Below are 24855 nucleotides of genomic sequence, written 5' to 3' on the forward strand. Positions count from 1 at the left end.
CACTTTCACTCATCACAGCATGCAAAACAGGAGGTTTTTATGCTTATCGTTGTTCCTGTCCTTATTTTCGTTGCGCTGGTTATTGTGGGCGCAGGCGTCAAAATTGTCCCTCAGGGCTATCAGTGGACCGTCGAGCGTTTCGGTCGCTACACCAATACCCTCCAGCCAGGCTTAAGCCTGATTGTTCCGTTCATGGATCGGATTGGTCGCAAGATCAACATGATGGAGCAGGTACTGGACATTCCTTCTCAGGAGATCATCTCCAAGGATAACGCCAACGTCACCATCGACGCCGTCTGCTTTATTCAGGTGATTGATGCGCCGAAAGCGGCCTATGAGGTCAGCAACCTGGAGCTGGCGATCGTCAACCTGACGATGACCAACATCCGTACCGTGCTCGGCTCGATGGAGCTGGACGAAATGCTTTCCCAGCGCGACAGCATCAACACCCGCCTGCTGCACATTGTCGATGAAGCAACGAACCCGTGGGGGATCAAAGTCACCCGTATTGAAATCCGCGACGTGCGTCCGCCGGCGGAGCTGATCGCCTCCATGAACGCCCAGATGAAGGCCGAGCGAACCAAGCGTGCCTACATTCTGGAAGCCGAAGGGGTACGCCAGGCGGAGATCCTCAAAGCGGAAGGGGAAAAACAGTCGCAGATCCTGAAAGCGGAAGGCGATCGTCAGTCCGCATTCTTACAGGCAGAAGCGCGTGAACGTTCGGCCGAGGCGGAAGCCCGCGCCACTCAGATGGTGTCCGAAGCGATTGCCGCCGGCGATATCCAGGCCGTGAACTACTTTGTCGCGCAAAAATATACCGACGCGCTGAAACAGATCGGCTCGGCGAACAACAGCAAAGTGGTGATGATGCCGCTGGAGGCCAGCAGCCTGATGGGCTCTATCGCCGGTATTGCCGAACTGATTAAAGACAGCGGAAACGAGCGTAAAAAATGATTGAGCTGATCGCTGCACATCCTCATGCCTTCTGGCTAAGCCTCGGCGGCTTATTGCTGGCGGCGGAGATGCTGGGCGGCAACGGCTACCTGCTCTGGAGCGGTGTTGCCGCCGTCATTACGGGCCTTCTGGTCTGGATCCTTCCCCTGGACTGGGCGTGGCAGGGTGCGCTATTTGCCGTGCTCACGCTGGTGGCCGCGTGGCTGTGGTGGCGCTGGCTAAACCGGCGGGTTAACGAGCAGAAGCCGCTGGACGCGCACCTCAACCAGCGCGGACAGCAGATTGTCGGCAAGCGTTTTACGCTCGACACCGCGCTGGTAAACGGACGCGGGCACATGCGCGTGGGCGACAGCTCGTGGCCGGTAGTCGCCGACGACGACCTCAGCGCCGGCACGCGGGTTGAGGTCATTGCGGTGGAAGGCATTACCCTGCGGGTGAAGGCCTGTTAGACAGAGGCCTTACGATGACAGCAGCCGGCAAGATTATCGATAATCGGGCAGTCGGCGCTGTCATCCCCCGGACAGGATTCCGCGAGCTGCAGCAGCTGTTCGCGCATCGCCTGCAGCTCGATGATGTGGCGTTCGATCTCGGCCACTTTTTCCAGCGTGCGTTTTTTCACGTCGGCGCTGTGACGCTTCGGATCGTTAAACAGGTTCACCAGCTCGCCGCACTCTTCCAGATTAAACCCCACCTGTCTTGCCTGGCGCAGCAGCGTCAGTTCATCCAGATGCAGCTGCGTGTAGCTGCGGTAGCCGTTTTCACTGCGCAGCGGTGGCGTTACCAGCCCCTTCTCTTCATAAAAGCGGATTGCCTTGCTGGTTAAGCCGGTTTTTTTTGCCACGTCACTGATATTCACATTTCCCCCTTGACCTTCCCCTTGATGGAAGGTTTAACCTTTATAACAGTCAGTGAAAAGCACTGTATCGGTCAACAACTGACCAGATCATTATACGGGAGTTTTACTATGTCTCACACTATCGACCTGACGCTGGACGGCCTCTCCTGCGGCCACTGCGTCAAACGCGTTAAAGAAAGCCTGGAACAGCGCCCTGACGTTGAAAGCGCTGACGTGACTATCGATCATGCCGCCGTGACCGGCAGCGCCAGCGCGGATGCGCTGATCGATACCATCAAGCAGGCCGGTTACGGGGCGGAGTTAAGCCACCCAAAGGCTAAACCGCTGGCAGAGTCATCATCCCCGTCGGAAGCACTGACAGCGGCCACTCCTGAGCTTCCGGCAGCTGATGATATTGACGACAGCCAACAGCTGCTGATCAACGGCATGAGCTGCGCCAGCTGCGTCTCCCGGGTACAAAACGCCTTGCAGGCCGTACCGGGCGTTGCGCAGGCACGGGTAAACCTCGCGGAGCGCACTGCGCTGGTGATGGGCAGCGCCTCCGCCGCAGATTTAGTGCAGGCCGTTGAGAAAGCGGGCTACGGGGCGGAGGCCATCGAAGATGATGCCGAGCGCCGCGAGCGCCAGCAGGAAACGGCTATCGCCACCATGAAGCGCTTCCGCTGGCAGGCGATTGTCGCCCTGCTGGTGGGTATTCCGGTGATGGTGTGGGGCATGATGGGTGACAACATGATGGTCACCGACGACAACCGCACGCTGTGGCTGGTGATTGGTCTGATTACTCTTGCGGTGATGGTGTTTGCAGGCGGGCATTTCTATACCAGCGCCTGGAAGAGCCTGAAAAACCGCACCGCGACGATGGATACGCTGGTGGCGCTCGGAACCGGCGCGGCGTGGCTCTATTCGATGAGCGTGAACGTCTGGCCGCAGTGGTTCCCGATGGAGGCGCGCCATCTCTATTATGAAGCCAGCGCGATGATTATCGGCCTGATTAATCTGGGCCACATGCTGGAAGCCCGCGCCCGCCAGCGCTCCTCGAAAGCGCTGGAAAGATTGCTTGATTTAACCCCGCCGACGGCCCGCGTGGTCACGGACGAGGGGGAGAAAAGCGTCCCGCTGGCGGAAGTTCAGCCCGGCATGACGCTGCGCCTGACGACGGGCGATCGCGTTCCCGTTGACGGCAAGATAACCCAGGGCGAAGCCTGGCTGGATGAAGCGATGCTGACCGGCGAGCCTATCCCTCAGCAGAAATCAGACGGCGACGCCGTTCATGCCGGTACGGTTGTGCAGGACGGCAGCGTGCTGTTTACCGCCAGCGCCGTCGGCAGCCACACGACGCTGTCGCGTATCATCCGCATGGTGCGCCAGGCGCAGAGCAGCAAGCCGGAAATTGGCCAGCTTGCTGACAGAATCTCGGCCATTTTTGTGCCGGTGGTGGTCGGCATTGCCCTGCTGAGCGCGGCGATCTGGTATTTCTTCGGCCCGGCACCGCAGATTGTTTACACCCTGGTGATTGCCACTACGGTGCTGATCATCGCCTGTCCTTGCGCCCTTGGCCTGGCGACCCCAATGTCGATTATCTCCGGCGTAGGCCGCGCGGCCGAATTTGGCGTACTGGTACGGGATGCGGACGCGCTGCAGCGGGCCAGCACCCTCGACACGCTGGTGTTTGATAAAACCGGGACGCTGACCGAAGGCAAACCGCAGGTGGTGGCCGTCACTACCGCAGGCATTGCGCAAGAGGAGGCGCTGCGCCTCGCCGCCGCGCTGGAGCAAGGATCCAGCCATCCGCTGGCGCGCGCCATTCTCGATAAAGCGAATGCTTCTGCCCTGCCGCAGGTCAGCAATTTCCGCACCCTGCGCGGGCTCGGCGTCAGCGGTGAAGCAGAAGGCCACGCGCTGCTGCTGGGCAACCAGGCATTGCTCAATGAAAATGGTATTGATACCGCCGCGCTGGAAAGCGAGCTGAAGGCGCAGGCGTCTCAGGGCGCCACGCCGGTTCTGCTGGCGGTGGATGGCAAAGCCGCCGCGCTGCTGGCCGTGCGCGATCCGCTTCGCCAGGACAGCGTGGACGCCCTGCAGCGTCTGCACCGCGCGGGCTATCGTCTGGTGATGCTGACCGGGGACAATCCGACAACGGCCAACGCCATCGCGAAAGAAGCCGGAATTGATGAGGTCATTGCAGGCGTACTGCCGGACGGGAAAGCGGACGCCATCAAGAAACTGCAAAGTCAGGGCCGTCAGGTGGCGATGGTCGGCGACGGCATCAACGATGCCCCGGCGCTGGCCCAGGCGGACGTGGGGATTGCCATGGGCGGCGGGAGCGATGTCGCCATCGAAACCGCTGCCATTACGCTGATGCGCCATAGCCTGATGGGCGTTGCCGACGCGCTGGCCATTTCAAAAGCCACGCTGCGCAACATGAAGCAGAACCTGCTGGGAGCGTTCGTCTATAACACCCTCGGTATCCCAATCGCGGCCGGTATTCTGTGGCCACTGACCGGCACGCTGCTTAACCCGGTGGTCGCGGGCGCGGCGATGGCGCTCTCCTCCATTACCGTGGTGAGCAACGCCAACCGCCTGCTGCGCTTTAAACCGAAGGATTGAACCTTGTACCCGTACGCGCTAGCATGAACCTTTCCATTCATGGAGCGCGTATGGGTCTGTTTAATCGTATAAAAGCATCGTTTCGCGCCCTCTTTCCTCGCCGTTATGCCTGGCCCGGTCTGGATATCTCTCTCCCCGGCGGGCAGCACCTGCATCTGGTCGGCAGTATTCATATGGGTACGCAGGATATGTCTCCCCTGCCACCCGGCCTGATTAAACTGCTAAAACGCGCCGACGCGCTGGTCGTTGAGGCGGACATTTCGGGTCAGGAGTCGCCGTTTGTCGGGCTGGAAAGCGATCTCACTCTGGCGGAACGTCTGGATGATCCCCGGCTTGCGGAACTGACGCGCGTCGCGGATGAAACCGGCGTGTCGCTCTCCATGATTGACACCCTGCCGCTCTGGCAAATTGCGATGGTGCTGCAGGCTACGCAGGCGCAGCGTCTGGGACTGCGCGGTGACTACGGCATTGATTACCAGTTGCTGAACGCGGCAAGGGCCCGCAGCCTGCCCGTCATCGAGCTGGAAGGGACGGACAGCCAGATTGCGCTTCTGCGCCAGCTTCCCGACGACGGCCTGATGCTGCTGGATGATACGTTGACCCACTGGCACACCAACGCGCGCCTGCTGCAGACCATGATTGGCTGGTGGCTGGACGCGCCGCCTGAGGACGGTAAGTTGGCGTTACCGTCGACCTTCAGCGAATCGCTGTATGATGTGCTGATGAATGCGCGCAACAAAGCCTGGCGGCAGACGCTGCATGCTTTGCCCGCGGGGCATTACGTGGTGGCGGTTGGGGCGTTACATTTGTACGGAGAAGGGAATTTGCCGTCACTGTTGAAATAAAAAAATGGCCAATATTTCTATTGGCCCGTCAAAGAGGAATTTCATCGTTTTTATTATGCCGAAGGAGACCTTCGGTTGAGCCGATTGTCGCTCAAAGTGACCATCACTGCCAATACTATTGCGCAAGATGGTGCTATTTTTTAGACAAACGTCAGGCGTATGCTGATGGCATGATTTGTCTGTCGTAAGAAGGATAGCTATGACTCCCGCCGTTAAATTACTCGAAAAAAACAACATTTCTTTCCGGATCCACACTTACGATCACGATCCGAATGAAACTAACTTTGGTGATGAAGTGGTGCGCAAGCTGGGGCTGAATGCTGACCAGGTTTATAAAACGCTGCTGGTGGCGGTGAATGGCGATATGAAACACCTCGCCGTCGCGGTTACTCCGGTGGCGGGACAGCTGGATCTGAAGAAAGTCGCCAAAGCCCTGGGGGCGAAGAAGGTGGATATGGCGGATCCGATGGTGGCGCAACGCACCACGGGCTATCTGGTGGGCGGGATCAGTCCGCTCGGGCAGAAAAAACGCCTGCCGACGCTGATTGATGCCCCTTCGCAGGAGTTTGAAACCATCTTTATATCCGGCGGCAAACGCGGGCTGGATATCGAGCTGGCGGCGGGCGACCTGGCGAAAATGCTGGACGCGAAGTTTGCGGATATTGCGCGCCGGGATTGAGAAAATTGCCCGGTGGCGGCTGCGAGGTAAAAGCAAAACGGTAACAGGCGTTACCGTTTTTTGTGTTCGCGCCCTCTCCCGGTGGGAGAGGGTTGGGGTGAGGGCATCAGGCCGCACACCACTACTGCCAGCTCACCTCACCCTTCGGCTCGTACGCATTCACGTCAATCGGTGAATTCTGCTCGATGAACTGCTTCAGCACTTCCGCATCGATAAAGCCGGTATTCACGTATCCCGGTTTATTATCGATATGCGGATAGCCGTCGCCGCCGGTGGCGTTAAAGCTTAACGTCGCCAGACGGTACGTTTTGGCCGGGTCAACCGGTTCGCCTTTGATCTTCAGGTCGTTAAGCTTGCCGTCTTTCGCCACAAAGCTGACGTTGGCAAACTGCGGATAGGCCCCGGAATCCGGCTTCATCTGCGCCACGGCGGTCAGGTAGTCAATCACCTCTTTCCCGCTCATGTCCGCATAAACCACCACGTTGCCGAACGGCTGCACCTTCAGGACGTCTTTATAGGTAATGTTTCCGCCCTCGATGGAATCACGAATACCGCCGCCGCTCATCACGCCGAAGTCAGCGCCGGTGCGCGCCATTTGCGCCGCCAGCACCAGGTGGCCCATGTTGGTCTGCACGAAGCGAACTTTACTGCGGTCCCCCTCCAGACGACCGTTCAGCGTGCCGATCTTCACGTCCAGCTGCGCCTTGCCTTTGTTCTGGAACGGCGTCAGCAGGGAGAGCATCTGCTGGTTTTCTGGAATCTCTGGCGTGTAAAGTACGCGCTCGCTTTTCCCGTCCGGGTAGGTGACTTTCTTCTTCAGGTTGACCGGGATGAGCTGATAATGGACCAGCTTCATCTCGCCGTTACGGAACTCGAAATCCGCCCGGCCGACGTATTTGCCCCACTCGTGCGCCTGAACAATCCAGATACCGTTCTGACGGTCCGGCGCGCACGGCGTGCCCGGCACGTAGTCCACCTGCTTTTTGTTCTCCGAGGCCATACACACCGGATCCTGTGAGTGACCGCCCACAATCATTGCCAGCGAGCCCGCGGGCAGGCTGCGCGCCATTTCCACGTCGCCGGGCGCGTTAGAACCGTGCTCGCCGTTGTCGTAGTGCCCCATGTGCGTGGTGGCGATAATCACGTCCGGCTTCTCGTTTTGCTGCAGCTCCTGAATCACCAGCTTCGCTTCGTCTGCCGGTTTGCGGAATTCGATATCGGTAAAGAACTCGGGGTTACCAATTTTCGCCGTATCGTCAGTGGTTAAGCCGATGACCGCGATCTTCAGATCCTGACGCTTAAAAAGCGCCCACGGCTTAAACAGGCGTTCGCCGGTGCTTTTCTGGTAAATATTGGCGGAGAGGAAGGGGAATTTGGCCCATTTTTCCTGCTGACGCAGCACGGTCAGCGGATTATCGAACTCGTGGTTACCCACGGCCATCGCATCGTAGCCAATCAGGTTCATGCCGCGAAAATCAGGTTCCGCGTCCTGTAAATCGGATTCCGGCACGCCGGTATTGATATCGCCACCCGACAGCAGCAGCACGCTGCCGCCCTGGGCAGACACCTCTTTACGAATGCCGTCCACCAGCGTTTTTTGCGCCGACAGGCCATATTCGCCGTATTCGCTGCGCCAGAAATGACCGTGGTGATCGTTGGTATGCAGAATGGTGATTTTATAGGTTTTGTCTTTTTCATACGCCTGCGCGGGCAGGCTTACCAGGCCCCATGCGGCGATGAGCGCCAGCGCGACGCCCCGCTTCATAAACTTCATCTTCTCTCTCCCTGACCAATAGACAAAGGCAAAAATTACAGTGACTAACAAGAATAGACAAATAAGTTTTCAGAATTGCGACTTTCTTCAAATGTCCCGGACGGGTATGTTAGTCGGATAATAATTACACCCTGCATCTCTAATAACGAAAAACGTGGTACTTCTCTCTATGGCAATCAGTGAATCAACCCAGCCCGTTCCGGGCGCGCCGGCGTCGCGCACCTCCTTTAAAGTCTTAGGCGCAATCAGTCTCTCGCACCTGCTCAACGACATGATCCAGTCGTTGATTCTGGCCATTTATCCGCTGCTGCAGTCCGAGTTTTCGTTAACGTTCGTGCAGATCGGGATGATCACCCTGACCTTCCAGCTGGCTTCCTCACTGCTGCAGCCGGTGGTGGGCTACTGGACGGATAAATACCCGATGCCGTGGTCGCTGCCGATCGGCATGTGCTTTACCTTAAGCGGGCTGGTGCTGCTGGCCATGGCGGGGAGTTTTGAAGCGGTGTTGGTTGCCGCCGCGCTGGTGGGCACCGGATCGTCCGTCTTCCATCCGGAGTCCTCGCGCGTGGCGCGTATGGCTTCAGGGGGCCGTCACGGTCTGGCGCAGTCTCTCTTCCAGGTGGGCGGTAACTTTGGTAGCTCTCTCGGCCCGCTGCTGGCCGCGGTGATTATTGCCCCTTACGGTAAAGGCAACGTGGCCTGGTTTGTACTGGCCGCGCTGCTGGCGATCATCGTGCTGGCGCAGATCAGCCGCTGGTATGCCGCTCAGCATCGCGTGAATAAAGGTAAACCTAAAGCGAAGGTTATCAATCCCCTTCCGCGCAACAAGGTTATCCTGGCGGTTTCCGTGCTGCTGGTACTGATTTTCTCGAAATACTTCTATATGGCGAGCATCAGCAGCTATTACACCTTTTATCTGATGCAAAAATTCGGATTATCGGTACAGAATGCGCAGATCCACCTGTTTGCCTTCCTGTTCGCCGTCGCGGCCGGCACGGTCATTGGCGGGCCTGTGGGTGATAAGATTGGGCGTAAATATGTCATTTGGGGCTCTATCCTCGGCGTGGCGCCGTTTACCCTTATTTTGCCGTATGCGAGCCTTGAATGGACGGGGATTTTAACCGTGATCATTGGTTTTATCCTCGCATCCGCCTTTTCCGCCATTCTGGTCTATGCCCAGGAGCTGCTGCCTGGCCGTATCGGTATGGTTTCCGGGCTCTTTTTCGGTTTCGCCTTCGGCATGGGCGGGCTTGGAGCGGCGGTGTTGGGGATAGTGGCGGATCACACCAGCATCTTCCTGGTCTATAAAATCTGCGCTTTCCTGCCACTTCTTGGGATGTTGACCATATTCCTGCCTGATAACCGTCATAAAGCGTAAATTACGGGTAGCCAAAGTTTTACTTTGGCTACCTGATACCCTGATGCCATAAGGGTTTCTTCTTCTTACCCTCGCTGAATTTATCAAAACGCGCTTTTTTACGGGCATATTGCTGTTTTATTCAAACTTCAACAATAATTCATAAACATAAGGGTAAAAATTGTCATAAACTATTACTCGGTTTTTTGGTTTTCGCCAAAAAGGAACACCCACAACGAAAGGAGACGGAATGCACCACGCCACACCGCTTATCACCACCATTGTTGGTGGACTTGTGCTCGCTTTTATCCTCGGCATGATAGCCAATAAGCTGCGTATTTCTCCTCTTGTCGGCTATCTGTTAGCGGGTGTACTGGCGGGACCCTTTACGCCAGGCTTCGTGGCGGATACCAAGCTGGCCCCTGAGCTGGCGGAATTGGGCGTGATTCTGCTGATGTTTGGCGTCGGCCTGCACTTCTCCCTGAAGGATCTGATGGCGGTAAAGTCGATCGCCATACCGGGAGCGATCGCCCAGATTGGGGTGGCGACGCTGCTGGGGATGGCGCTTTCGGCGGTGCTGGGCTGGTCGTTAATGACCGGTATCGTATTTGGGCTGTGTCTCTCAACCGCCAGTACCGTGGTGCTGCTGCGCGCGCTTGAAGAGAGACAGCTGATAGACAGCCAGCGCGGGCAAATCGCGATAGGCTGGCTGATTGTTGAAGACCTGGTCATGGTGTTGACGCTGGTGCTGCTGCCAGCCGTCGCCGGGATGATGGAAAAAGACAACGTCGGCTTTGCCTCGCTGGCGCTGGATATGAGTATCACCATCGGTAAGGTGGTGGCGTTTATCGCCATCATGATGCTGGTGGGACGCCGTCTGGTGCCGTGGATCATGTCCCGCAGCGCGGCAACCGGCTCACGCGAGCTGTTTACCCTCTCCGTGCTGGCGCTGGCGCTGGGTATCGCTTTTGGTGCCGTAGAGCTGTTTGATGTCTCCTTTGCCCTGGGCGCGTTCTTCGCCGGGATGGTGCTGAACGAGTCCGAGCTGAGCCACCGCGCGGCGCATGACACTCTGCCGCTGCGCGATGCCTTCGCCGTGCTGTTCTTCGTCTCCGTCGGGATGCTGTTTGACCCGATGGTCCTGATTCACCAGCCGCTGGCCGTGCTGGGCACGCTGGCGATCATCATCTTTGGTAAGTCGCTTGCCGCCTTCTTCCTGGTGCGGATGTTCGGCCACTCCCCGCGCACGGCGTTGACCATCGCCGCCAGCCTGGCGCAGATCGGTGAGTTCGCCTTTATTCTGGCCGGTCTGGGCATGGCCCTGAACCTGCTGCCGCAGGCGGGGCAAAACCTGGTGCTGGCGGGGGCGATTCTGTCGATTATGCTGAACCCGGTGCTGTTTGCCCTGCTGGAAAAATACCTCGATAAAACCGAAACGCTGGAAGAACAGACGCTGGAAGAGGCCATCGAAGAAGAGAAGCAGATCCCGGTGGATATTTGCAATCACGCCCTGCTGGTCGGCTTTGGCCGCGTGGGCAGCCTGCTCGGTGAGAAGCTGATGGCGCAGGGCATTCCGCTGGTGGTGATTGAGACCTCACGCACCCGCGTCGACGAGCTGCGCGAGCGCGGTATTCGTGCGGTACTGGGCAATGCGGCAAACGAAGAGATCATGAATCTGGCGCACCTGGACTGCGCGCGCTGGCTGCTGCTGACCATACCTAACGGCTATGAAGCGGGCGAAATTGTGGCCTCCGCGCGCGAGAAGTGCCCAACGATTGAGATTATCGCCCGGGCGCACTATGACGACGAGGTGGAGTACATTACCGAACGCGGTGCGAATAAGGTGGTGATGGGCGAGCGCGAGATTGCGAATACGATGCTGACGCTGCTGGAGAAACCGCCGGTTGAAGAAGGGGTGACGGGGTAAGTTTGGTGCGGCCTGATGCCCTCACCCTGACCCTCTCCCACAGGGAGAGGGAACGAACACTAAAAACGGCAACCACAGGTTGCCGTTTTGCTTTTACCTTGTGCGGCCTGATGCCCTCACCCTGGCCCTCTCCCACGAGGAGAGGGAACAAACACTAAAAACGGCAACCACAGGTTGCCGTTTTGCTTTTACCTTGTGCGGCCTGATGCCCTCACCCTGACCCTCTCCCACAGGGAGAGGGAACAAACACTAAAAACGGCAACCAGGGTTGCCGTTTTGCTTTTACCTGTCCCAGTAAGCCTCTTCGAGGCTGTCTTCACGTTCCGGCAGCCCACGCGTTAAGCGCGGGGAGTGCTGGTTCAGTACCTGATAGCTCACGCGGTTGGCATATTTACACACCTGTGCCAGCGAGGAATAGGTCAGCCAGCTGAACTTGTGCTTGCTGGAGTTCGGCACGTTGGTTTTATGGTAGGCGTTCGCGGTGATGTCGTGCAGCAGTGCGGCCAGCGCGCCGTCGCCCGCACCGTTGGTGTTCATGATCTTCTCCGGCCCGCCCATATACGGCGCGATATGAGAGTAGATACGCAGCGGATTCACGCAATCTTTGTAGCGCATGCCGCGGCTGAACTCGTACTGGTTGAACTCGGCAATCGCACCGGGCAGCAGCGGGTGCTGGGTTTTGCGTTTGCTCTCTTCTTCCGTGAAGCCCGCCATATAGAGCCCAACCGGGCCGGCGGTGCAGAGCACCAGATCCACCCAGTCCAGCGCTTTGTCAGACGCCAGCAGCGGATCGCTTTCGCCGGTCAGCGCTTCGGCCTCTTCTTCGTTCATTGCCAGAATCGAGACGTGCTCTTTCAGGAACGCCTGCCACCACTCCGGGTTATCGGCGATAACGAATTTCGTGCCCAGCGTCAGAACGACCGGCACGTTGTATTTCTTCGCGTACTCGATCGCTTTCATGGTCGCTTCCGGCATCGGCTCGCCCGGCTTACAGCGCACCAGATAGGAAGTCAGCACCAGCGCCGAGGCGCCCGCGATCACCTCTTCCGGAATACTCTCGGCGCGCAGCTTATTCATATGACCCGGGCTGATGGCAAAAGTACGCTCGCCGGAATCGCTAATCAGCGTAAAGCAGCGGCCAATAGGCCCGTCGACGCCCTGAAGGTAGTTCAGATCGGTACGGCTGGAGGTGTTGCAGAGATAGCGGTAGGCATAGCCACCGATTTCGATATTGCTGCACATCACGCCGAGCAGCACCGAGCGGTCGTCGGCCAGCACGGAGTAGTTGTGCATGGTATTGCCGATGGTGCCACCGGCGAACTGATGGGTAATCAGGTTTTCGCGCACCAGCTCCTGATACAGCGCTTCGGCAACGTCGTCCTCAATCACCAGCGAGTGACCGGCGCTCAGACCGTAACGGGCGACAAACGCATCATCCACTTTCGCTTCAATGTCCACCAGCGTCTGATCGATACCGACGACCCATGCCGCGCTGGTTTCGTTTTCTGGCTGGATTTGCTGCAGGAGCGGGTCGCGGGCATCGACGGGGAAGTAGTGTTTGGATTTGCGTTTACCGGGAAATTTCATGGTCTGAACTGTACGAAGAATATGGGCCGGGAATGGTAGCACAAACCCGGCCCGGAGTGCGATCAGCGGCTGTTCGTTACCAGCGAGACCATCATATCGATATGCTCAGGCGAGTCGTTAAGCGCCGGAATGTACTCATACTTTTCGCCGCCAGCCTCAAGGAAAAATTCCCGGTTTTGCACCGCGATCTCCTCCAGCGTTTCCAGACAGTCTGCCGAGAAGCCCGGCGACATCACCTGAATGTGCTTCACGCCCTTCTCACCCAGCATTTTGAGGGTTTCATCGGTATAAGGCGTCAGCCACGGCTCGCGACCGAAGCGCGACTGGAAGGTCATCATCACCTTCTCCGGCGGCAGGCCAAGGGCGGAAACCAGCTCGCGCGTAGTATCGCGGCAGCGCTGCGGATAATCATCCCCTTCATTGGCGAAACGCTGCGGGATCCCGTGATAGGAGAGCAGCAGCAGATCCGGCTCGCCGTGCTTTTCAAACGACGCGCGCGCGCTGTTGGCAAGCGCCTGGATGTAGAGATCGTTATCCGCGTAGTCGCGAATAAAAGTCACGCCCGGAATACGGCGGCGGGTCGCCAGAATGCGGGCCAGCTCGTCCCAGACGGCGGCCACCGTCGAGCAGGAGTACTGCGGGTAGAGCGCCAGCACGACGATATGGTCCACGCCCTGCGCCAGCAGGGATTCCACCGCGCTTTGCAGGGACGGTTTTCCGTAGCTCATGCCGAGCGCGACGGGCATATCCGGCAGTCGGGCGGCCAGCGCTTTTTCCTGACGACGGCTGTAAACCATCAGCGGCGAGCCCTCTTCCATCCAGACGGACTGATAGAGTTTGGCGACGCGCGGGGAACGAATCGGCAGAATGACGCCACGCAGCAGCGGCCACCACAGCAGTCTCGGGAAATCCACGACGCGCGTGTCGCTTAAAAATTGTCGCAGGTAGCGTTTTACCGCGTCTGATGTAGGTGCTTCTGGAGTGCCCAGATTGGCAAGCAGGATGCCGGTTTTCGCCTGACTCATTCACGCCTCTTAACCATTTGATAGGTTGTCAATTGTAGCGGAAATGCGTTTAAACGAAACCCATTGCTGTAATAGGTAAGATGAGAATATTTCTCACCCGGGGCCCGGGTGAGAGGCGCGCGATTAGCCGAGGATTTTTTCCAGCTCTGCACGTACGTCAGCTACGGCTTTGGTGCCGTCAACTTTGGCGTATTTGGTGTTACCCGCCTGCGCTTCTTTGGTGTAGTAGCCGATCAGCGGCGCGGTCATCTGATGGTATTCCACCAGGCGTTTACGCACGGTCTCTTCCTGATCGTCTTTACGGGTGGTCAGCTCTTCGCCGGTCACGTCGTCTTTGCCTTCAACCTTAGGCGGGTTGAATTTGATGTGGTAAACGCGGCCTGAAGCAGCGTGTACTCGACGGCCAACGATACGGTCAACGATCAGCTCGTCCGGTACGTCGAACTCCAGAACGTAGTCCACGTTGATGCCCGCTTCTTTCATGGCGTCAGCCTGAGGAATGGTGCGTGGGAAGCCGTCCAGCAGGAAACCGTTACGGCAGTCTTCCTGCGCAATGCGCTCTTTGACCAGAGCAATAACCAGCTCGTCGGTCACCAGCTTGCCTGCGTCCATGATGTCTTTCGCTTGTTTACCCAGCTCGGAGCCAGATTTTACAGCGGCGCGCAGCATGTCACCGGTGGAGATTTGCGGAATACCGTATTTCTCCATGATGAACTGAGCCTGAGTTCCTTTACCCGCGCCCGGAGCGCCAAGCAGAATAATACGCATTGCGAAAATCCCCTCAAAAGTCGTTTCAATTTTTCAAAAGCGCTAAACAATACCACCAGAACGGGCATCGCTCAAGGAAGGCGGGAAGGCTGAAACGGTTAACGAGGGGAGATTATTTGGGTTAGTGAGGTCTGGAGCCCTCACCCCGGCCCTCTCCCACGTGAGAGGGAGAAGACCAGGGGAGGCGTGCTCAATTACGCCAGCAGCAGCGCATTCACACGTTTAATGAACAGGTTAGGATCTTCCAGCGTGCCGCGCTCGGCCAGCAGGGACTGATCCAACAGCAGCTCAACCCACTCGGCAAAGCGGGCGTCGTCCTGGGTATCCGCCGCGCGTTTCACCAGAGGATGATCCGGATTAAGCTCAAAGATATATTTCACTTCCGGCATCGCCTGGCCCGCCGCAGCGAACAGTTTCGCCATCTGGGTGCTCATTTCGTCCGCATCGGTGGTGACAATCGCCGGGGTGTCGGTCAGACGGTGCGTGAAGCGCACCTCTTTCACGCGCTCGCCCAGCAGGTTTTTCACGCGCTCAACGAACGGCTCCAGCGCCTTCTCGGCTTCTTTCGCGCTTTCGTCCACTTCATCCGCCAGCTTGTCGATGGACTCGTCGGCTTTGGCTACGGACTGGAAGGATTTACCGTCGAACTCGGTCAGGTAGTTCATCATCCACTCGTCGATGCGGTCAGAAAGCAGCAGCACTTCGATGCCTTTCTTGCGCAGCAGCTCCAGGTGCGGGCTGCTCTTCGCCGCCGCGTAGCTGTCGGCGGTGATGTAGTAGATCTTCTCCTGCCCTTCTTTCATGCGGGAGACGTACTCTTCCAGCGACACGGTCTGCGCGGAGGAGTCGGTGTGCGTAGAGGCGAAGCGCAGCAGTTTGGCGATCGTTTCAACGTTCGCGGTGTCTTCTGCCGGGCCTTCTTTCAGCACCAGGCCGAACTGTTTCCAGAAGGTCTGATATTTTTCCGCATCGTCTTTCGCCAGTTTTTCCAGCATCTGCAGCGCACGTTTGGTCAGGGCGTTGCGCAGGTTACGGGTGACGGTGCTGTCCTGAAGGATCTCACGGGAGACGTTCAGCGGCAGATCGTTGGAATCGATCAGACCACGCACGAAGCGCAGGTAGTTCGGCATGAACTGCTCGGCGTCGTCCATGATGAATACGCGCTGCACGTACAGCTTCAGGCCGTGCTTGTGATCGCGGTTCCACATGTCCCACGGCGCCTGTGCCGGGATGTACAGCAGGCTGGTGTACTCCTGCTTACCTTCCACGCGGTTGTGGCTCCAGGTCAGCGGGTCGGTAAAGTCGTGGGCGATGTGCTTATAGAACTCGTTGTATTCGTCGTCTTTAATTTCAGACTTGTTGCGCGTCCACAGCGCCTGCGCCTTGTTGATCTTCTCCCAGGAAACCACGGTTTCACCGTCTTTCTCTTCCTGTTTTTCAATCTCTACCGGCAGGGCGATGTGATCGGAATATTTGCTGATGATGGAGCGCACGCGCCAGTCGTTCAGGAAATCATCTTCCCCTTCACGCAGGTGCAGGGTGATTTCGGTGCCGCGATCCGCTTTGGTGATGTCATCAACGGTATATTCGCCTTCCCCTTTGGATTCCCACAGGACGCCGTTCTCAGCGCTGTCGCCTGCCGCACGGGTACGGACGGTAACTTTGTCGGCCACGATAAACGCCGAGTAGAAACCGACGCCGAACTGGCCGATCAGCTGGCTGTCTTTCGCCTGGTCAGAGCCCATGGACTCAAGGAACGCTTTGGTGCCGGATTTGGCGATGGTGCCGAGGTGGTCGATCACTTCGTCGCGGTTCATCCCGATGCCGTTATCGGCGATGGTCAGGGTGCGGTTCTCTTTATTGAACGAGACGCGCACGCGCAGCTCGCCGTCGCCTTCATACAGGTCCGGGTTGGACAGCGCGCGGAAGCGCAGCTTGTCCGCCGCGTCCGAGGCGTTGGAAATCAGCTCACGCAGGAAAATTTCTTTGTTGGAATACAGGGAATGGATCATCAGGTGCAGAAGCTGTTTTACTTCTGACTGGAAACCACGGGTTTCTTGTCCTTTCATCTATGTCGACCTCAACAATGCCATTTAATGGGGTTTTAAAACGTTGAGTGAGAGATGGGGATAAGGGAGGAAATTTTCAAGCGGAGGCCGCGCGCGCAGCCTCCGTTTGGTCAGAAAATAATCTTGTGACGCCCGGCCAGAGAGTGCGACAGCGTGGTGCCGTCGACCATTTCCAGTTCGCCGCCCACCGGCACGCCGTGGGCAATGCGGCTGGCGTCAACGCCGTACTGCGAGCACAGTTCGGCGATGTAGTTGGCGGTTGCCTCCCCTTCCACCGTCGGGTTGGTGGCGAGGATCACCTCTTTGATGGTTTCGGACTCAAGACGCTGTTCAAGGCGGTCAAGACCGATATCATCCGGGCCAATACCGTCCAGCGGGGAGAGATGCCCCATCAGCACGAAGTAGCGACCGGAAAACTGCCCGGTTTGTTCGATGGCGTAGATGTCCGCCGGACTCTCCACCACGCAAATCTGACCGTTTTCCTGACGACGCGGGTTCGTACAGATGTTACACACGTCCTGCTCGGTAAAGGTGCGGCAATCCGCACAGTGACCAATTTCTGACATGGCGCGGGTTAAAGCCTGCGCCAGGCGCATCCCGCCGCTGCGGTCGCGCTGCAATAGCGTAAACGCCATGCGCTGCGCCGACTTCGGGCCAACGCCCGGCAGGCAGCGCAGTGCTTCCATTAACTGCGTGAGCAGCGGACTGGTTTGCATCAGAACGGCATCTTGAAGCCAGGCGGCAGCTGCATACCGCTGGAAACAGAGGCCATTTTCTCTTTCTGAGTTTCGTCGATACGGCGAGCGGCATCGTTAAACGCGGCTGCAACCAGATCTTCCAGCATCTCTTTGTCGTCTTCGAGCAGGCTCGGGTCGATTTCCACGCGACGGCAGTTGTGCGCACCGTTGATGGTCACTTTGACCAGACCGGCACCGGATTCACCCGTGACTTCCAGCTGAGCGATCTCTTCCTGCATCTTCTGCATTTTTTCCTGCATCTGCTGAGCCTGCTTCATCAGGCCACCCAGACCGCCTTTTCCACCAAACATAGGCTTCTCTCTTCTTTCACGTTTAAGGATTACAACCGTAAGTCAGACTCACGATCAAATGGGGCGAATACTCTCTTCATCCAGATCGGCGTCGAAGAACCGGCGCAGGGTCTGAATGTTGTTATCCGCAATAATCGCCTCGCGCGCCTGCGCGAGCTTTTCTTCATAAATGGCCTGGCGCCACTCGAGCGGCGTTTTCACTGCCGGATTATCATCTTCAATGATAGTCAATTCAACCGGCGCACCCTGTAATGCGGTGAGCGCCTCGGCCAGCGCCTTTTGCGCGCCAGGGGAATTGAGGTGCCGCTGGCCCGGACGCAGGTGCAAACGCACCTGATTGCCGTCCTGCTCTTTCCAGGCATTCAGCGCGACCTGCTCGACCAGCTTCGGCAGCTGGAGTTTGCTGACCTCGGCGGCCCAGGGGTCGCGCGCAATGGACTCTTCAGCAAGCTTCGCGGAAAGCTCCGGCGTTTTCTCATGCTCCAGCGCCTTTTTCAGCGCTTTCGGCGTGGCGACCTCTTCCTTCACCTCTTCGGTGATGGTGGTTGCCTTCCAGCGGTAAGCCTCTTCTTTCACCGGGGCTTTCTGCTCGAGCGCGGACGGTGCCGGACGCGACTGAACGCGCTCCGTTACCGAGGCCAGTCGTTCAAGCGCGGCGTTGTTCACCGGCCGCGCTCTTCCTGGCGCTGCCGGTTCACTCTTTTTTGGTTTGGTTACTCCCTGCGCACGCTGCAGCTGGCTGCGTGCGGCAAGCACCGAACTGGTGGCATCCGACAGCGGCACGTTTTGCGGCGGCGGTGTCGGCTGCGGTGGCACCTGCTGCGGCGACATCACCGCCGTAGGGGCGACCGGCGCGAAAGACTGTCGCGGCGCTTCCGGCTCCGGCAATGGCATACGCGGGTGGAACGCCAGCGCGCGCAGCAGCGTCATTTCAACGCCCATTCGTGGATCCGGCGCGAAAGGTAGCTCTTTGCGGCCAATCAGCAGCGTCTGATAGTACAGCTGCACGTCGGCAGGCGGCACGGTGCGGGCAAGTTCACGCATCCGCTGTTCAATGGCGGACATATCCGCGCCGATGGCGGACGGAGAAAGCTGCAGCATCGCCACGCGGTGCAGCAGGCTGAGCATCTCAACCAGCAGTCCTTCCCATTCGATACCGCGGGCAGCGGCCGCGTTCACCTGCGACATCACGCGTTCGCCGTTGGCGGCGATCATCGCCTCGATAAGCGACAGCGCCTGATCGTCATCCAGCGTGCCGAGCATGGTGCTGACCGCCTCGGTGGAGAGCTTGCCGTCACCGCTGGCAATCGCCTGGTCGGTCAGGCTGAGCGCATCACGCAGGCTGCCGTCCGCCGCGCGGGCCAGCAGCTGCAGAGCGCGCGGCTCGTGAACGATCTTCTCTTCATCAAGAATGTGCTCAAGCTGCGCGCGGATCTGCTCAACGTCCAGCGCCTTCAGGTGGAACTGCAGGCAGCGCGACAAAATCGTGACCGGCAGCTTTTGCGGATCGGTGGTCGCCAGCAGGAACTTCACGTGCGCGGGCGGCTCTTCCAGCGTTTTCAGCAGGGCGTTAAAGCTGTGGCGCGACAGCATGTGCACTTCATCGATCAGGTAGACCTTGAAGCGGCCGCGCGCCGGGGCGTACTGCACGTTATCGAGCAGATCGCGGGTATCTTCCACTTTGGTACGCGAGGCGGCGTCGATCTCGATCAGATCGACAAAACGCCCCTGCTCGATCTCCCGGCAGTTATCGCACACGCCGCACGGCGTGGCGGTGATCCCGGTTTCGCAGTTGAGACCTTTTGCCAGCAAACGGGCAATAGAGGTCTTACCGACGCCGCGGGTGCCGGAGAAAAGATAGGCGTGATGGATGCGACCTAGCGACAAGCCGTTCGCCAGGGCCGTCAGCACATGTTCCTGACCGACAACGTCAGCAAAGGTTTGTGGTCGCCATTTACGGGCTAACACCTGATAACTCATGGGCAGGCTCTGCAACGCTGGAAGGTGAATTTATGGAGGGGAATGCTATCACAACCTCACCCATTGAGCGAGGTTGTGAAAACCGGGATTAATGACCCGGGAAAGGCACCAGGCTGTAGCTGGTGATGCCCTGTTTTTCCAGGCGCTGTTCACCGCCGAGATCGAACAGGTTGATGATGAATGCCGCGTCGGTCACTTCACCACCCAGACGACGGATCAATTTCACGGTCGCTTCAATGGTACCGCCGGTTGCCAGCAGATCGTCCACCACCAGCACTTTGTCGCCAGGCTTGATCGCATCAACGTGGATCTCCAGCTGATCGGTGCCGTACTCCAGCTCATAGCTCTCAGCAATGGTTTCACGCGGCAGTTTGCGCGGCTTACGCACCGGCACAAAACCCACGCCCATTGCCAGCGCAACCGGTGCGCCAAACAGGAAGCCACGGGCTTCGGTACCTACTACTTTGGTGATCCCGGCGTTTTTATAACGCTCGACCAGCAGTTCAATGCTGAGCGCGTACGCTTTCGGGTCTTCCAGCAAGCTGGTGACATCACGGAAAAGAATGCCAGGCTTTGGATAGTCCTGGATGCTTTTGATGCTGTTTTTCAGATATTCAAGCTGCTGTGCAGTTGCGGTCATCGGTTTTGCCTAAATGAAACAGTGTTACTCACAGCGCGCAACGAGTCGGCCAAGGCAACAATTGTTTAACCTTTGACCAGGCGCACCTGTGCTCGAAAACGGTCGAATTTACTGGCTGCGCGTGATAATTGCAACAGCCATGATGAGGCTTCAGTGCTTTTGTTGCTTTTCATCAACCACGGGGATCCGCCACATAAAGAAAAGCAGGCAGGAGAGGATCGCCAGCAGCAGAATACGTACCCACATCATTTTCACCAGCCATAATGAAATAGCGAAGGTGATGAGGATCACCGCGATCGCGCGCGGCTTCGCGCCTGGCGGCATGGCCCGGTGTTTTTGCCAGTGCCGCAGATAGCCGCCAAACCACGAGCGATAGAGCAGCCAGTGGTGAAAACGCGGCGACGAGCGGGCGAAGCACCAGGCCGCCAGCAGGATAAACGGGGTGGTCGGCAGCAAGGGTAAAAACACACCCAGCGTGCCAAGCACTACCGCGAGCCAGCCAATGATGATTAAAATAGTACGCTTCATAATGCGAATCGTTATCAAACTGAACGGCTACTTTACCACTGGAGAGCGCCTTGAAAACAGCACTGCTTCTTGAGAGGCTGCAAAATCAGCTTATTGTTCTGCGGGAGCAGGCTACACCGCTGATGGGCCACGCCACGCTGAAACCGCGCTTTGACCGGCAGCTTTTTCGTACCCGCAGCACCGTCATTCAGGATTACCTGGCGGAAGCGCAGACCAACCTCGACGAGCTTCGCCATGCGGTTGAGAGTGAACAGCAGGAACAGGTGGCGTGGCTCGCAGAGCATCTCACAGAGCAGATCACCGCTCTGCATCGCGAAATCGCCGCCTGGCCGCTGCGCGCCTGGGACAGCGCCTCGCCGGGGCTCGGTAAATGGCAGCGCAAGCGGCTGGAGAACCAGGAGTTTGAGCGCCGGCTGTTTGAGATGAAGCGCGAGCGCGAGACGCGGCTAAACAACAGCGAGACGCTGGAAGAGCAGCAGCTATTGATGCGCGAGATTAGCGCGCTGGAAGGACGTATCGTCCGCTGCCGTCAGGCGCGGGACGAGATTGAGCGCGTCATTGAACGTTTGACCCGTTAACAGGAGCCACACCCATGTCACTGGAAAATGCACCCGATGAGGTCAAGCTGGCCGTCGATTTGATTATGCTTCTCGAGAATCATGAGATCCCCGCCGAGACGGTGCTTAAGGCGCTGGAGATTGTGCGGCGGGATTTTGAAGGTAAATTACCCTCACCCCAGCCCTCTCCCTGAGGGAGAGGGGGAAAATCGCTCCCTCGCCCCTGAGGGCTGAGAGAAAATAGATTAAGCAGGCGTAGGATCGTCACCCTTAATGTCGCGCTTCACTTCCGTATGCTCATCACCTTTCTCGTTACGCAGGTGAACCTCAAGCTGGTTGAAGGCGATATTAATATCGTTTTCACGGCACAGACGATCGATAGAACGGTTGAGTTCATCCACCGTGTAGCTGCGGTCACGCAGCTCGCGCACGTATAAACGCAGCTCGTGATCCAGCGTGCTCGGCCCAAAGGTGGTGAAGAAGACCGCCGGCGCCGGATCGTGCATCACTTTCGGATGTTCTGACGCCGCCTTGAGCAGCACCTCTTTCACCTTCTCCAGATCCGATCCATAGGCTACGCCCAGGCGGATCACCACGCGCGTCACCGTATCGGAGAGCGACCAGTTGATCAGACGCTCGGTCACGAACGCTTTGTTCGGGATGATCACCTCTTTGCGATCGAAGTCGGTGATGGTGGTGGCACGAATACGGATCTTGCTGACCGTACCGGAGAAGGTGCCGATGGTAACGGTATCGCCGATTCGTACCGGACGTTCGAACAGGATGATCAGGCCGGACACGAAGTTACCGAAGATCTCCTGCAGGCCAAAACCAAGACCGACCGAGAGGGCGGCCGCCAGCCACTGCAGTTTATCCCACGAGACGCCAAGCGAGCCGAAGACCGTCATCGCCCCAACAATAATGATCACGTAGTTGAGGATCGTGGTAATGGCGTAGGACGCCCCCTGGCGGAGATTCAGACGTGACAGGAGCAGCACTTCGAGCAGGCCTGGCAGGTTGCGAATCAGCGCCCAGGCCACCACCGACGACACCAGCGCAAACAGCAGGCTGCCCATGGTCACGCTTTTCATGACCACCGCGCCCGCTTCGGTACCGTTGTATTGCCAGAGGGTAATACTGTCGAGATAGGCGAAAACGGTAATAAGATCGGACCAGATAGCCCAGAACATCACCGCAAACAGGGCGATCATCACCAGCATGGTGATGCGCAGCGTCTGCTGGTTAACCTGCTCCAGGGCAATGGTCGGCTCTTCCTGAGGCTCCGCGCCTTCGGCCCCCTCTTTCACCTGATGCTGACGACGCGCGATAGCACGGCGATAGGCGATGCGGCGGGCCGCCACGCTCAGGCCGCGCAGCACGGTCTGATAGAGCAGGTTCCAGACGATCACCAGATAGACCGTTTCAATCCAGCGCCCGGACAGGCGCAGCGTGGTATAGAAGTAGCCCGTTGCCGTCAGCACCATTAGCGCCAGCGGAATGATCGCCAGCACCGTCACGGTGGCCAGGCGAATATTGTGGGACTCTTTATCACGCCAGCTGTCGCGGCACATCGGCCACATCAGGATCGCAATCAGCAGCAGGTTCAGCAGAATGACCAGCTGGCCCAGCACGTCATCCATCAGGTGCAGCGGAGAAAGCTCAGAGACAACCGACCAGAAGTGCAGCGGCAGGAGCGCCAGGCTGATGCGCACAATCTGACGACGCCAGTGGCTGGTCAGCTGCGCAGGCATGTTGAAATGACGCACCGCCACGCCGTCTTTTTCCAGCACCTTCCAGCACACGCCAAAGACCAGCCAGAACAGCGCCAGTTTTTTACTGAACGCCCACAGCAGGTCGCTGACGTTGAGCTGCATCGTGAGCAGAATCAGGCCCACGGCCAGAATAATCAGGCACACCGGCAGGGCGCGGATGAGATCGATCAGAATCGCTTTTGGCGTATGGAGCTGGCTATCGTTGCGCAGCTGACCCACTTCGGAGGCCAGCTTCGCCTGGTATTTTTTCAGCCAGCCCAGACGCCAGCGGATCAGGCCGGCAATCAGCAGCAGCGGTAATCCAGCCAGCAGGGCAATCGTCACCGCAGGCCAGGCTTTCTCCCAGTTTACGGTGACCTTCATGCTCTTAATTTGCGTTTTCAGCGTCTCCGGGAAGGATTTGACCCAGTCCCAGTCCATCGGCTTGTTGCTGTTCACCCAGAAAATCTGCTGGGTCAGGATCTCCTGCAGACTTTTCGAGACGCTCACCAGCTGCTGCTGGTTGATTTGCAGGTTAATGGCCATCATCAGCTGGTTGCCCAGCTGTTTGTTGAGCTGGTCCAGCAGCTCGCGACGCATATCGACGACCTGGAGCAGCGCGTCATGCACTTCCGGGTTCACGTCGCTGGAATGCCCCTCTTCAATTTTGGCGACAAAGGCATCGCTCTGGAAAAGGGCATCGCGCTGCTGGTTGACGTCAAACTGTTCCAGACGTAAATCCGCAATGCGGTTGGTCATGTCCTCCAGCTCATCGGCGGACGGGAGCGTCTGCTGCTGCTGGTAGAGAATACGCGACAGCAGGAGGCTGCCCTTCAGGACCGCAATCTGCTCTTTGATGTTGCGCTCAGCCTGCAGCGCGCGATCCAGCCAGTTCTTCACTTTGATATTTTGCTGAACCAGCGAGTTGCCGTTTTCCGTCGCCAGTATCAGGCGCTGGCTAAGCTGGTGGTTGGCCTCGAGCTCCTGTTTCACCAGCGGATTCGCCTGAATGCGGGCGGTTTCGTCAGGCGATACGGCCTCCTGGGCGGTTTTTTCCGTCAGGGTCAGGCGTTTGCTGTTTACCGCCTCCTGCAACAGCTGAAGCTGGTGTTCCAGGCGGTTAATATTCGCGGTGACGTAATCACGCTGTTTCTGAAGCGTGTCCTGCAGCACCGTATTCCCTTCCAGGCTTTTACGCTGCTGTTCAATCTGTGCATTGAGCAAGGTCTGCTGAACCAGCAGCAGGGTTTGCTGCGTCGGGCGCAGCGTGCCTTCGCCGACCGTCGTGCCGTTCAGACGGTTGCGGATCTGCTGCAGCTGCTGAGACGCGGCGTACATCGCGTTTTGCACGCGCTCGGGCTGGGTCTGCAGCGAGACAAGCTGGCTGTTATAGGTTGCGAGATCCGACTGCGCGGTTTGCAGGTCGTCGAGCAGTTGCGCGACGCGGGACTCCAGCTGGCGTAAAGAGAGCGTCGAGAGCGTCTTGCGCGTCTCGTCGTCGTTATCCACATCGCTGAGGGCATTCAGCGCGTCGGTGGCCTTACGCATGTTTTCAGGCGCCTGCGCCACCTTCTGACGAAGCTGGACGGTTTCCGCTTTGATGCGTTCAATTTTATCCAGCGTTTCCAGCGTTTCCGTCAGATCCTGCTGGACGAGTTTCTCCTGAGGGGAGAGATCTTTTTGTTTGTTCAGCGTGTCGAGCTGCGACTGAACATCGCCGCGCGAGGGAATATCATTGCTGTTATCGGCGCGGGCCCAGGTCAGCGGCGCCGTGGCGAAGAAAAACAGCATCGCAAAGAGCAATGCAAAAACAGGATGTTGCGAGCGATTGATGGGCAGCATAGTTGTGAATGATGTCAGAAGATGACCGAAAATAGTCCGGCGTGAAGAATATCACGCTCGC

At 58.1% G+C, this 24855-nt stretch carries 20 protein-coding genes, 1 pseudogene and 1 other annotated feature; of the genes and pseudogenes, 9 read left to right on the forward strand and 12 right to left on the reverse strand.

Annotated elements, in window-relative coordinates; all coding sequences use genetic code 11:
* Positions 1-39: 39 nt before the first annotated feature.
* Positions 40-954 carry an SPFH domain-containing protein gene (locus FOY96_RS16550; RefSeq protein WP_023310620.1) on the forward strand — a complete coding sequence of 305 codons (915 nt, stop codon included), beginning with the start codon at positions 40-42 and terminating at the stop codon, positions 952-954.
* Complete coding sequence (locus FOY96_RS16555; RefSeq protein ID WP_023310619.1) at positions 951-1403, forward strand: NfeD family protein; 453 nt, start codon at positions 951-953, stop codon at positions 1401-1403. The genes FOY96_RS16550 and FOY96_RS16555 overlap by 4 nt, the downstream gene beginning before the upstream one ends.
* Here the strand turns inward: FOY96_RS16555 and cueR are convergent.
* Positions 1400-1810 (reverse strand): Cu(I)-responsive transcriptional regulator, encoded by a 411-nt coding sequence (cueR, locus tag FOY96_RS16560; protein WP_039263976.1) that lies wholly within the window; start codon positions 1808-1810, stop codon positions 1400-1402. The two genes, FOY96_RS16555 and cueR, sit on opposite strands and share 4 nt — an antisense overlap.
* Before the next feature lie 108 nt (positions 1811-1918).
* Here cueR and copA point away from each other — a divergent pair, with 108 nt between their 5' ends.
* From copA to ybaK, 3 genes are all read left to right on the forward strand, one after another.
* Complete coding sequence (gene copA / locus FOY96_RS16565) at positions 1919-4417, forward strand: copper-exporting P-type ATPase CopA (RefSeq protein ID WP_143347451.1); 2499 nt, start codon at positions 1919-1921, stop codon at positions 4415-4417.
* Between the two features lie 50 nt (positions 4418-4467).
* Positions 4468-5262: a TraB/GumN family protein gene (locus FOY96_RS16570; protein ID WP_143347452.1), complete on the forward strand. Its 795-nt coding sequence runs from the start codon at positions 4468-4470 to the stop codon at positions 5260-5262.
* 199 nt (positions 5263-5461) lie between these two features.
* Positions 5462-5941 carry a Cys-tRNA(Pro)/Cys-tRNA(Cys) deacylase YbaK gene (gene ybaK / locus FOY96_RS16575; RefSeq protein WP_023310615.1) on the forward strand — a complete coding sequence of 160 codons (480 nt, stop codon included), beginning with the start codon at positions 5462-5464 and terminating at the stop codon, positions 5939-5941.
* 121 nt (positions 5942-6062) lie between these two features.
* Here ybaK and ushA read toward each other — a convergent pair whose 3' ends face one another.
* Complete coding sequence (gene ushA / locus FOY96_RS16580) at positions 6063-7715, reverse strand: bifunctional UDP-sugar hydrolase/5'-nucleotidase UshA (RefSeq protein ID WP_143347453.1); 1653 nt, start codon at positions 7713-7715, stop codon at positions 6063-6065.
* A gap of 169 nt (positions 7716-7884) precedes the next feature.
* On the opposite strand from ushA, the gene FOY96_RS16585 reads away from it, so the two are divergent.
* Positions 7885-9093: an MFS transporter gene (locus FOY96_RS16585; protein ID WP_143347454.1), complete on the forward strand. Its 1209-nt coding sequence runs from the start codon at positions 7885-7887 to the stop codon at positions 9091-9093.
* 229 nt (positions 9094-9322) lie between these two features.
* Positions 9323-10999, forward strand: a complete 1677-nt coding sequence (gene ybaL, locus FOY96_RS16590) for a YbaL family putative K(+) efflux transporter (protein WP_047061258.1) — start codon at positions 9323-9325, stop codon at positions 10997-10999.
* A gap of 282 nt (positions 11000-11281) precedes the next feature.
* Here ybaL and FOY96_RS16595 read toward each other — a convergent pair whose 3' ends face one another.
* The 9 genes from FOY96_RS16595 to FOY96_RS16635 all read right to left on the reverse strand — a co-directional run bounded on the left by FOY96_RS16595 (position 11282) and on the right by FOY96_RS16635 (position 20644).
* Positions 11282-12586, reverse strand: coding sequence for an inosine/guanosine kinase (locus FOY96_RS16595; protein ID WP_029741032.1), 1305 nt, complete (start codon positions 12584-12586; stop codon positions 11282-11284).
* Between the two features lie 62 nt (positions 12587-12648).
* Complete coding sequence (gene hemH, locus FOY96_RS16600) at positions 12649-13611, reverse strand: ferrochelatase (RefSeq protein WP_033144798.1); 963 nt, start codon at positions 13609-13611, stop codon at positions 12649-12651.
* 123 nt (positions 13612-13734) lie between these two features.
* Positions 13735-14379, reverse strand: coding sequence for an adenylate kinase (gene adk, locus FOY96_RS16605; protein WP_006809841.1), 645 nt, complete (start codon positions 14377-14379; stop codon positions 13735-13737).
* A gap of 194 nt (positions 14380-14573) precedes the next feature.
* Positions 14574-16448 carry a molecular chaperone HtpG gene (gene htpG / locus FOY96_RS16610; protein ID WP_143347455.1) on the reverse strand — a complete coding sequence of 625 codons (1875 nt, stop codon included), beginning with the start codon at positions 16446-16448 and terminating at the stop codon, positions 14574-14576.
* A 110-nt stretch (positions 16449-16558) separates the two neighbouring features.
* Complete coding sequence (gene recR / locus FOY96_RS16615; RefSeq protein ID WP_008499298.1) at positions 16559-17164, reverse strand: recombination mediator RecR; 606 nt, start codon at positions 17162-17164, stop codon at positions 16559-16561.
* A complete protein-coding gene (locus FOY96_RS16620; RefSeq protein WP_003858972.1) occupies positions 17164-17496 on the reverse strand; it encodes a YbaB/EbfC family nucleoid-associated protein in 333 nt (110 codons plus the stop codon). The genes recR and FOY96_RS16620 overlap by 1 nt, the downstream gene beginning before the upstream one ends.
* 54 nt (positions 17497-17550) lie before the next feature.
* Complete coding sequence (dnaX, locus tag FOY96_RS16625) at positions 17551-19476, reverse strand: DNA polymerase III subunit gamma/tau (RefSeq protein ID WP_143347456.1); 1926 nt, start codon at positions 19474-19476, stop codon at positions 17551-17553.
* Positions 18157-18221: a sequence feature (DnaX frameshifting element), on the reverse strand. Its footprint overlaps the gene before it by 65 nt.
* A gap of 88 nt (positions 19477-19564) precedes the next feature.
* A complete protein-coding gene (gene apt / locus FOY96_RS16630) occupies positions 19565-20116 on the reverse strand; it encodes an adenine phosphoribosyltransferase (RefSeq protein ID WP_000127359.1) in 552 nt (183 codons plus the stop codon).
* 150 nt (positions 20117-20266) lie between these two features.
* Positions 20267-20644 carry a DUF454 family protein gene (locus FOY96_RS16635; RefSeq protein WP_033144794.1) on the reverse strand — a complete coding sequence of 126 codons (378 nt, stop codon included), beginning with the start codon at positions 20642-20644 and terminating at the stop codon, positions 20267-20269.
* Positions 20645-20694: 50 nt separating this feature from the next.
* Here FOY96_RS16635 and priC point away from each other — a divergent pair, with 50 nt between their 5' ends.
* A complete protein-coding gene (gene priC, locus FOY96_RS16640) occupies positions 20695-21222 on the forward strand; it encodes a primosomal replication protein N'' (protein WP_064673431.1) in 528 nt (175 codons plus the stop codon).
* 14 nt (positions 21223-21236) lie between these two features.
* A pseudogene (gene rsmS, locus FOY96_RS16645) lies at positions 21237-21435 on the forward strand (pleiotropic regulatory protein RsmS).
* Positions 21436-21446: 11 nt separating this feature from the next.
* Here the strand turns inward: rsmS and mscK are convergent.
* Entirely contained in the window at positions 21447-24794 is a 3348-nt protein-coding gene (gene mscK, locus FOY96_RS16650; protein ID WP_143347457.1) for a mechanosensitive channel MscK, read from the reverse strand.
* Between the last annotated feature and the right edge of the window lie 61 nt (positions 24795-24855).

Origin of the sequence: Enterobacter asburiae (genome assembly GCF_007035645.1) — a bacterium.
Taxonomy (GTDB): Bacteria; Pseudomonadota; Gammaproteobacteria; order Enterobacterales; family Enterobacteriaceae; genus Enterobacter; species Enterobacter asburiae_B.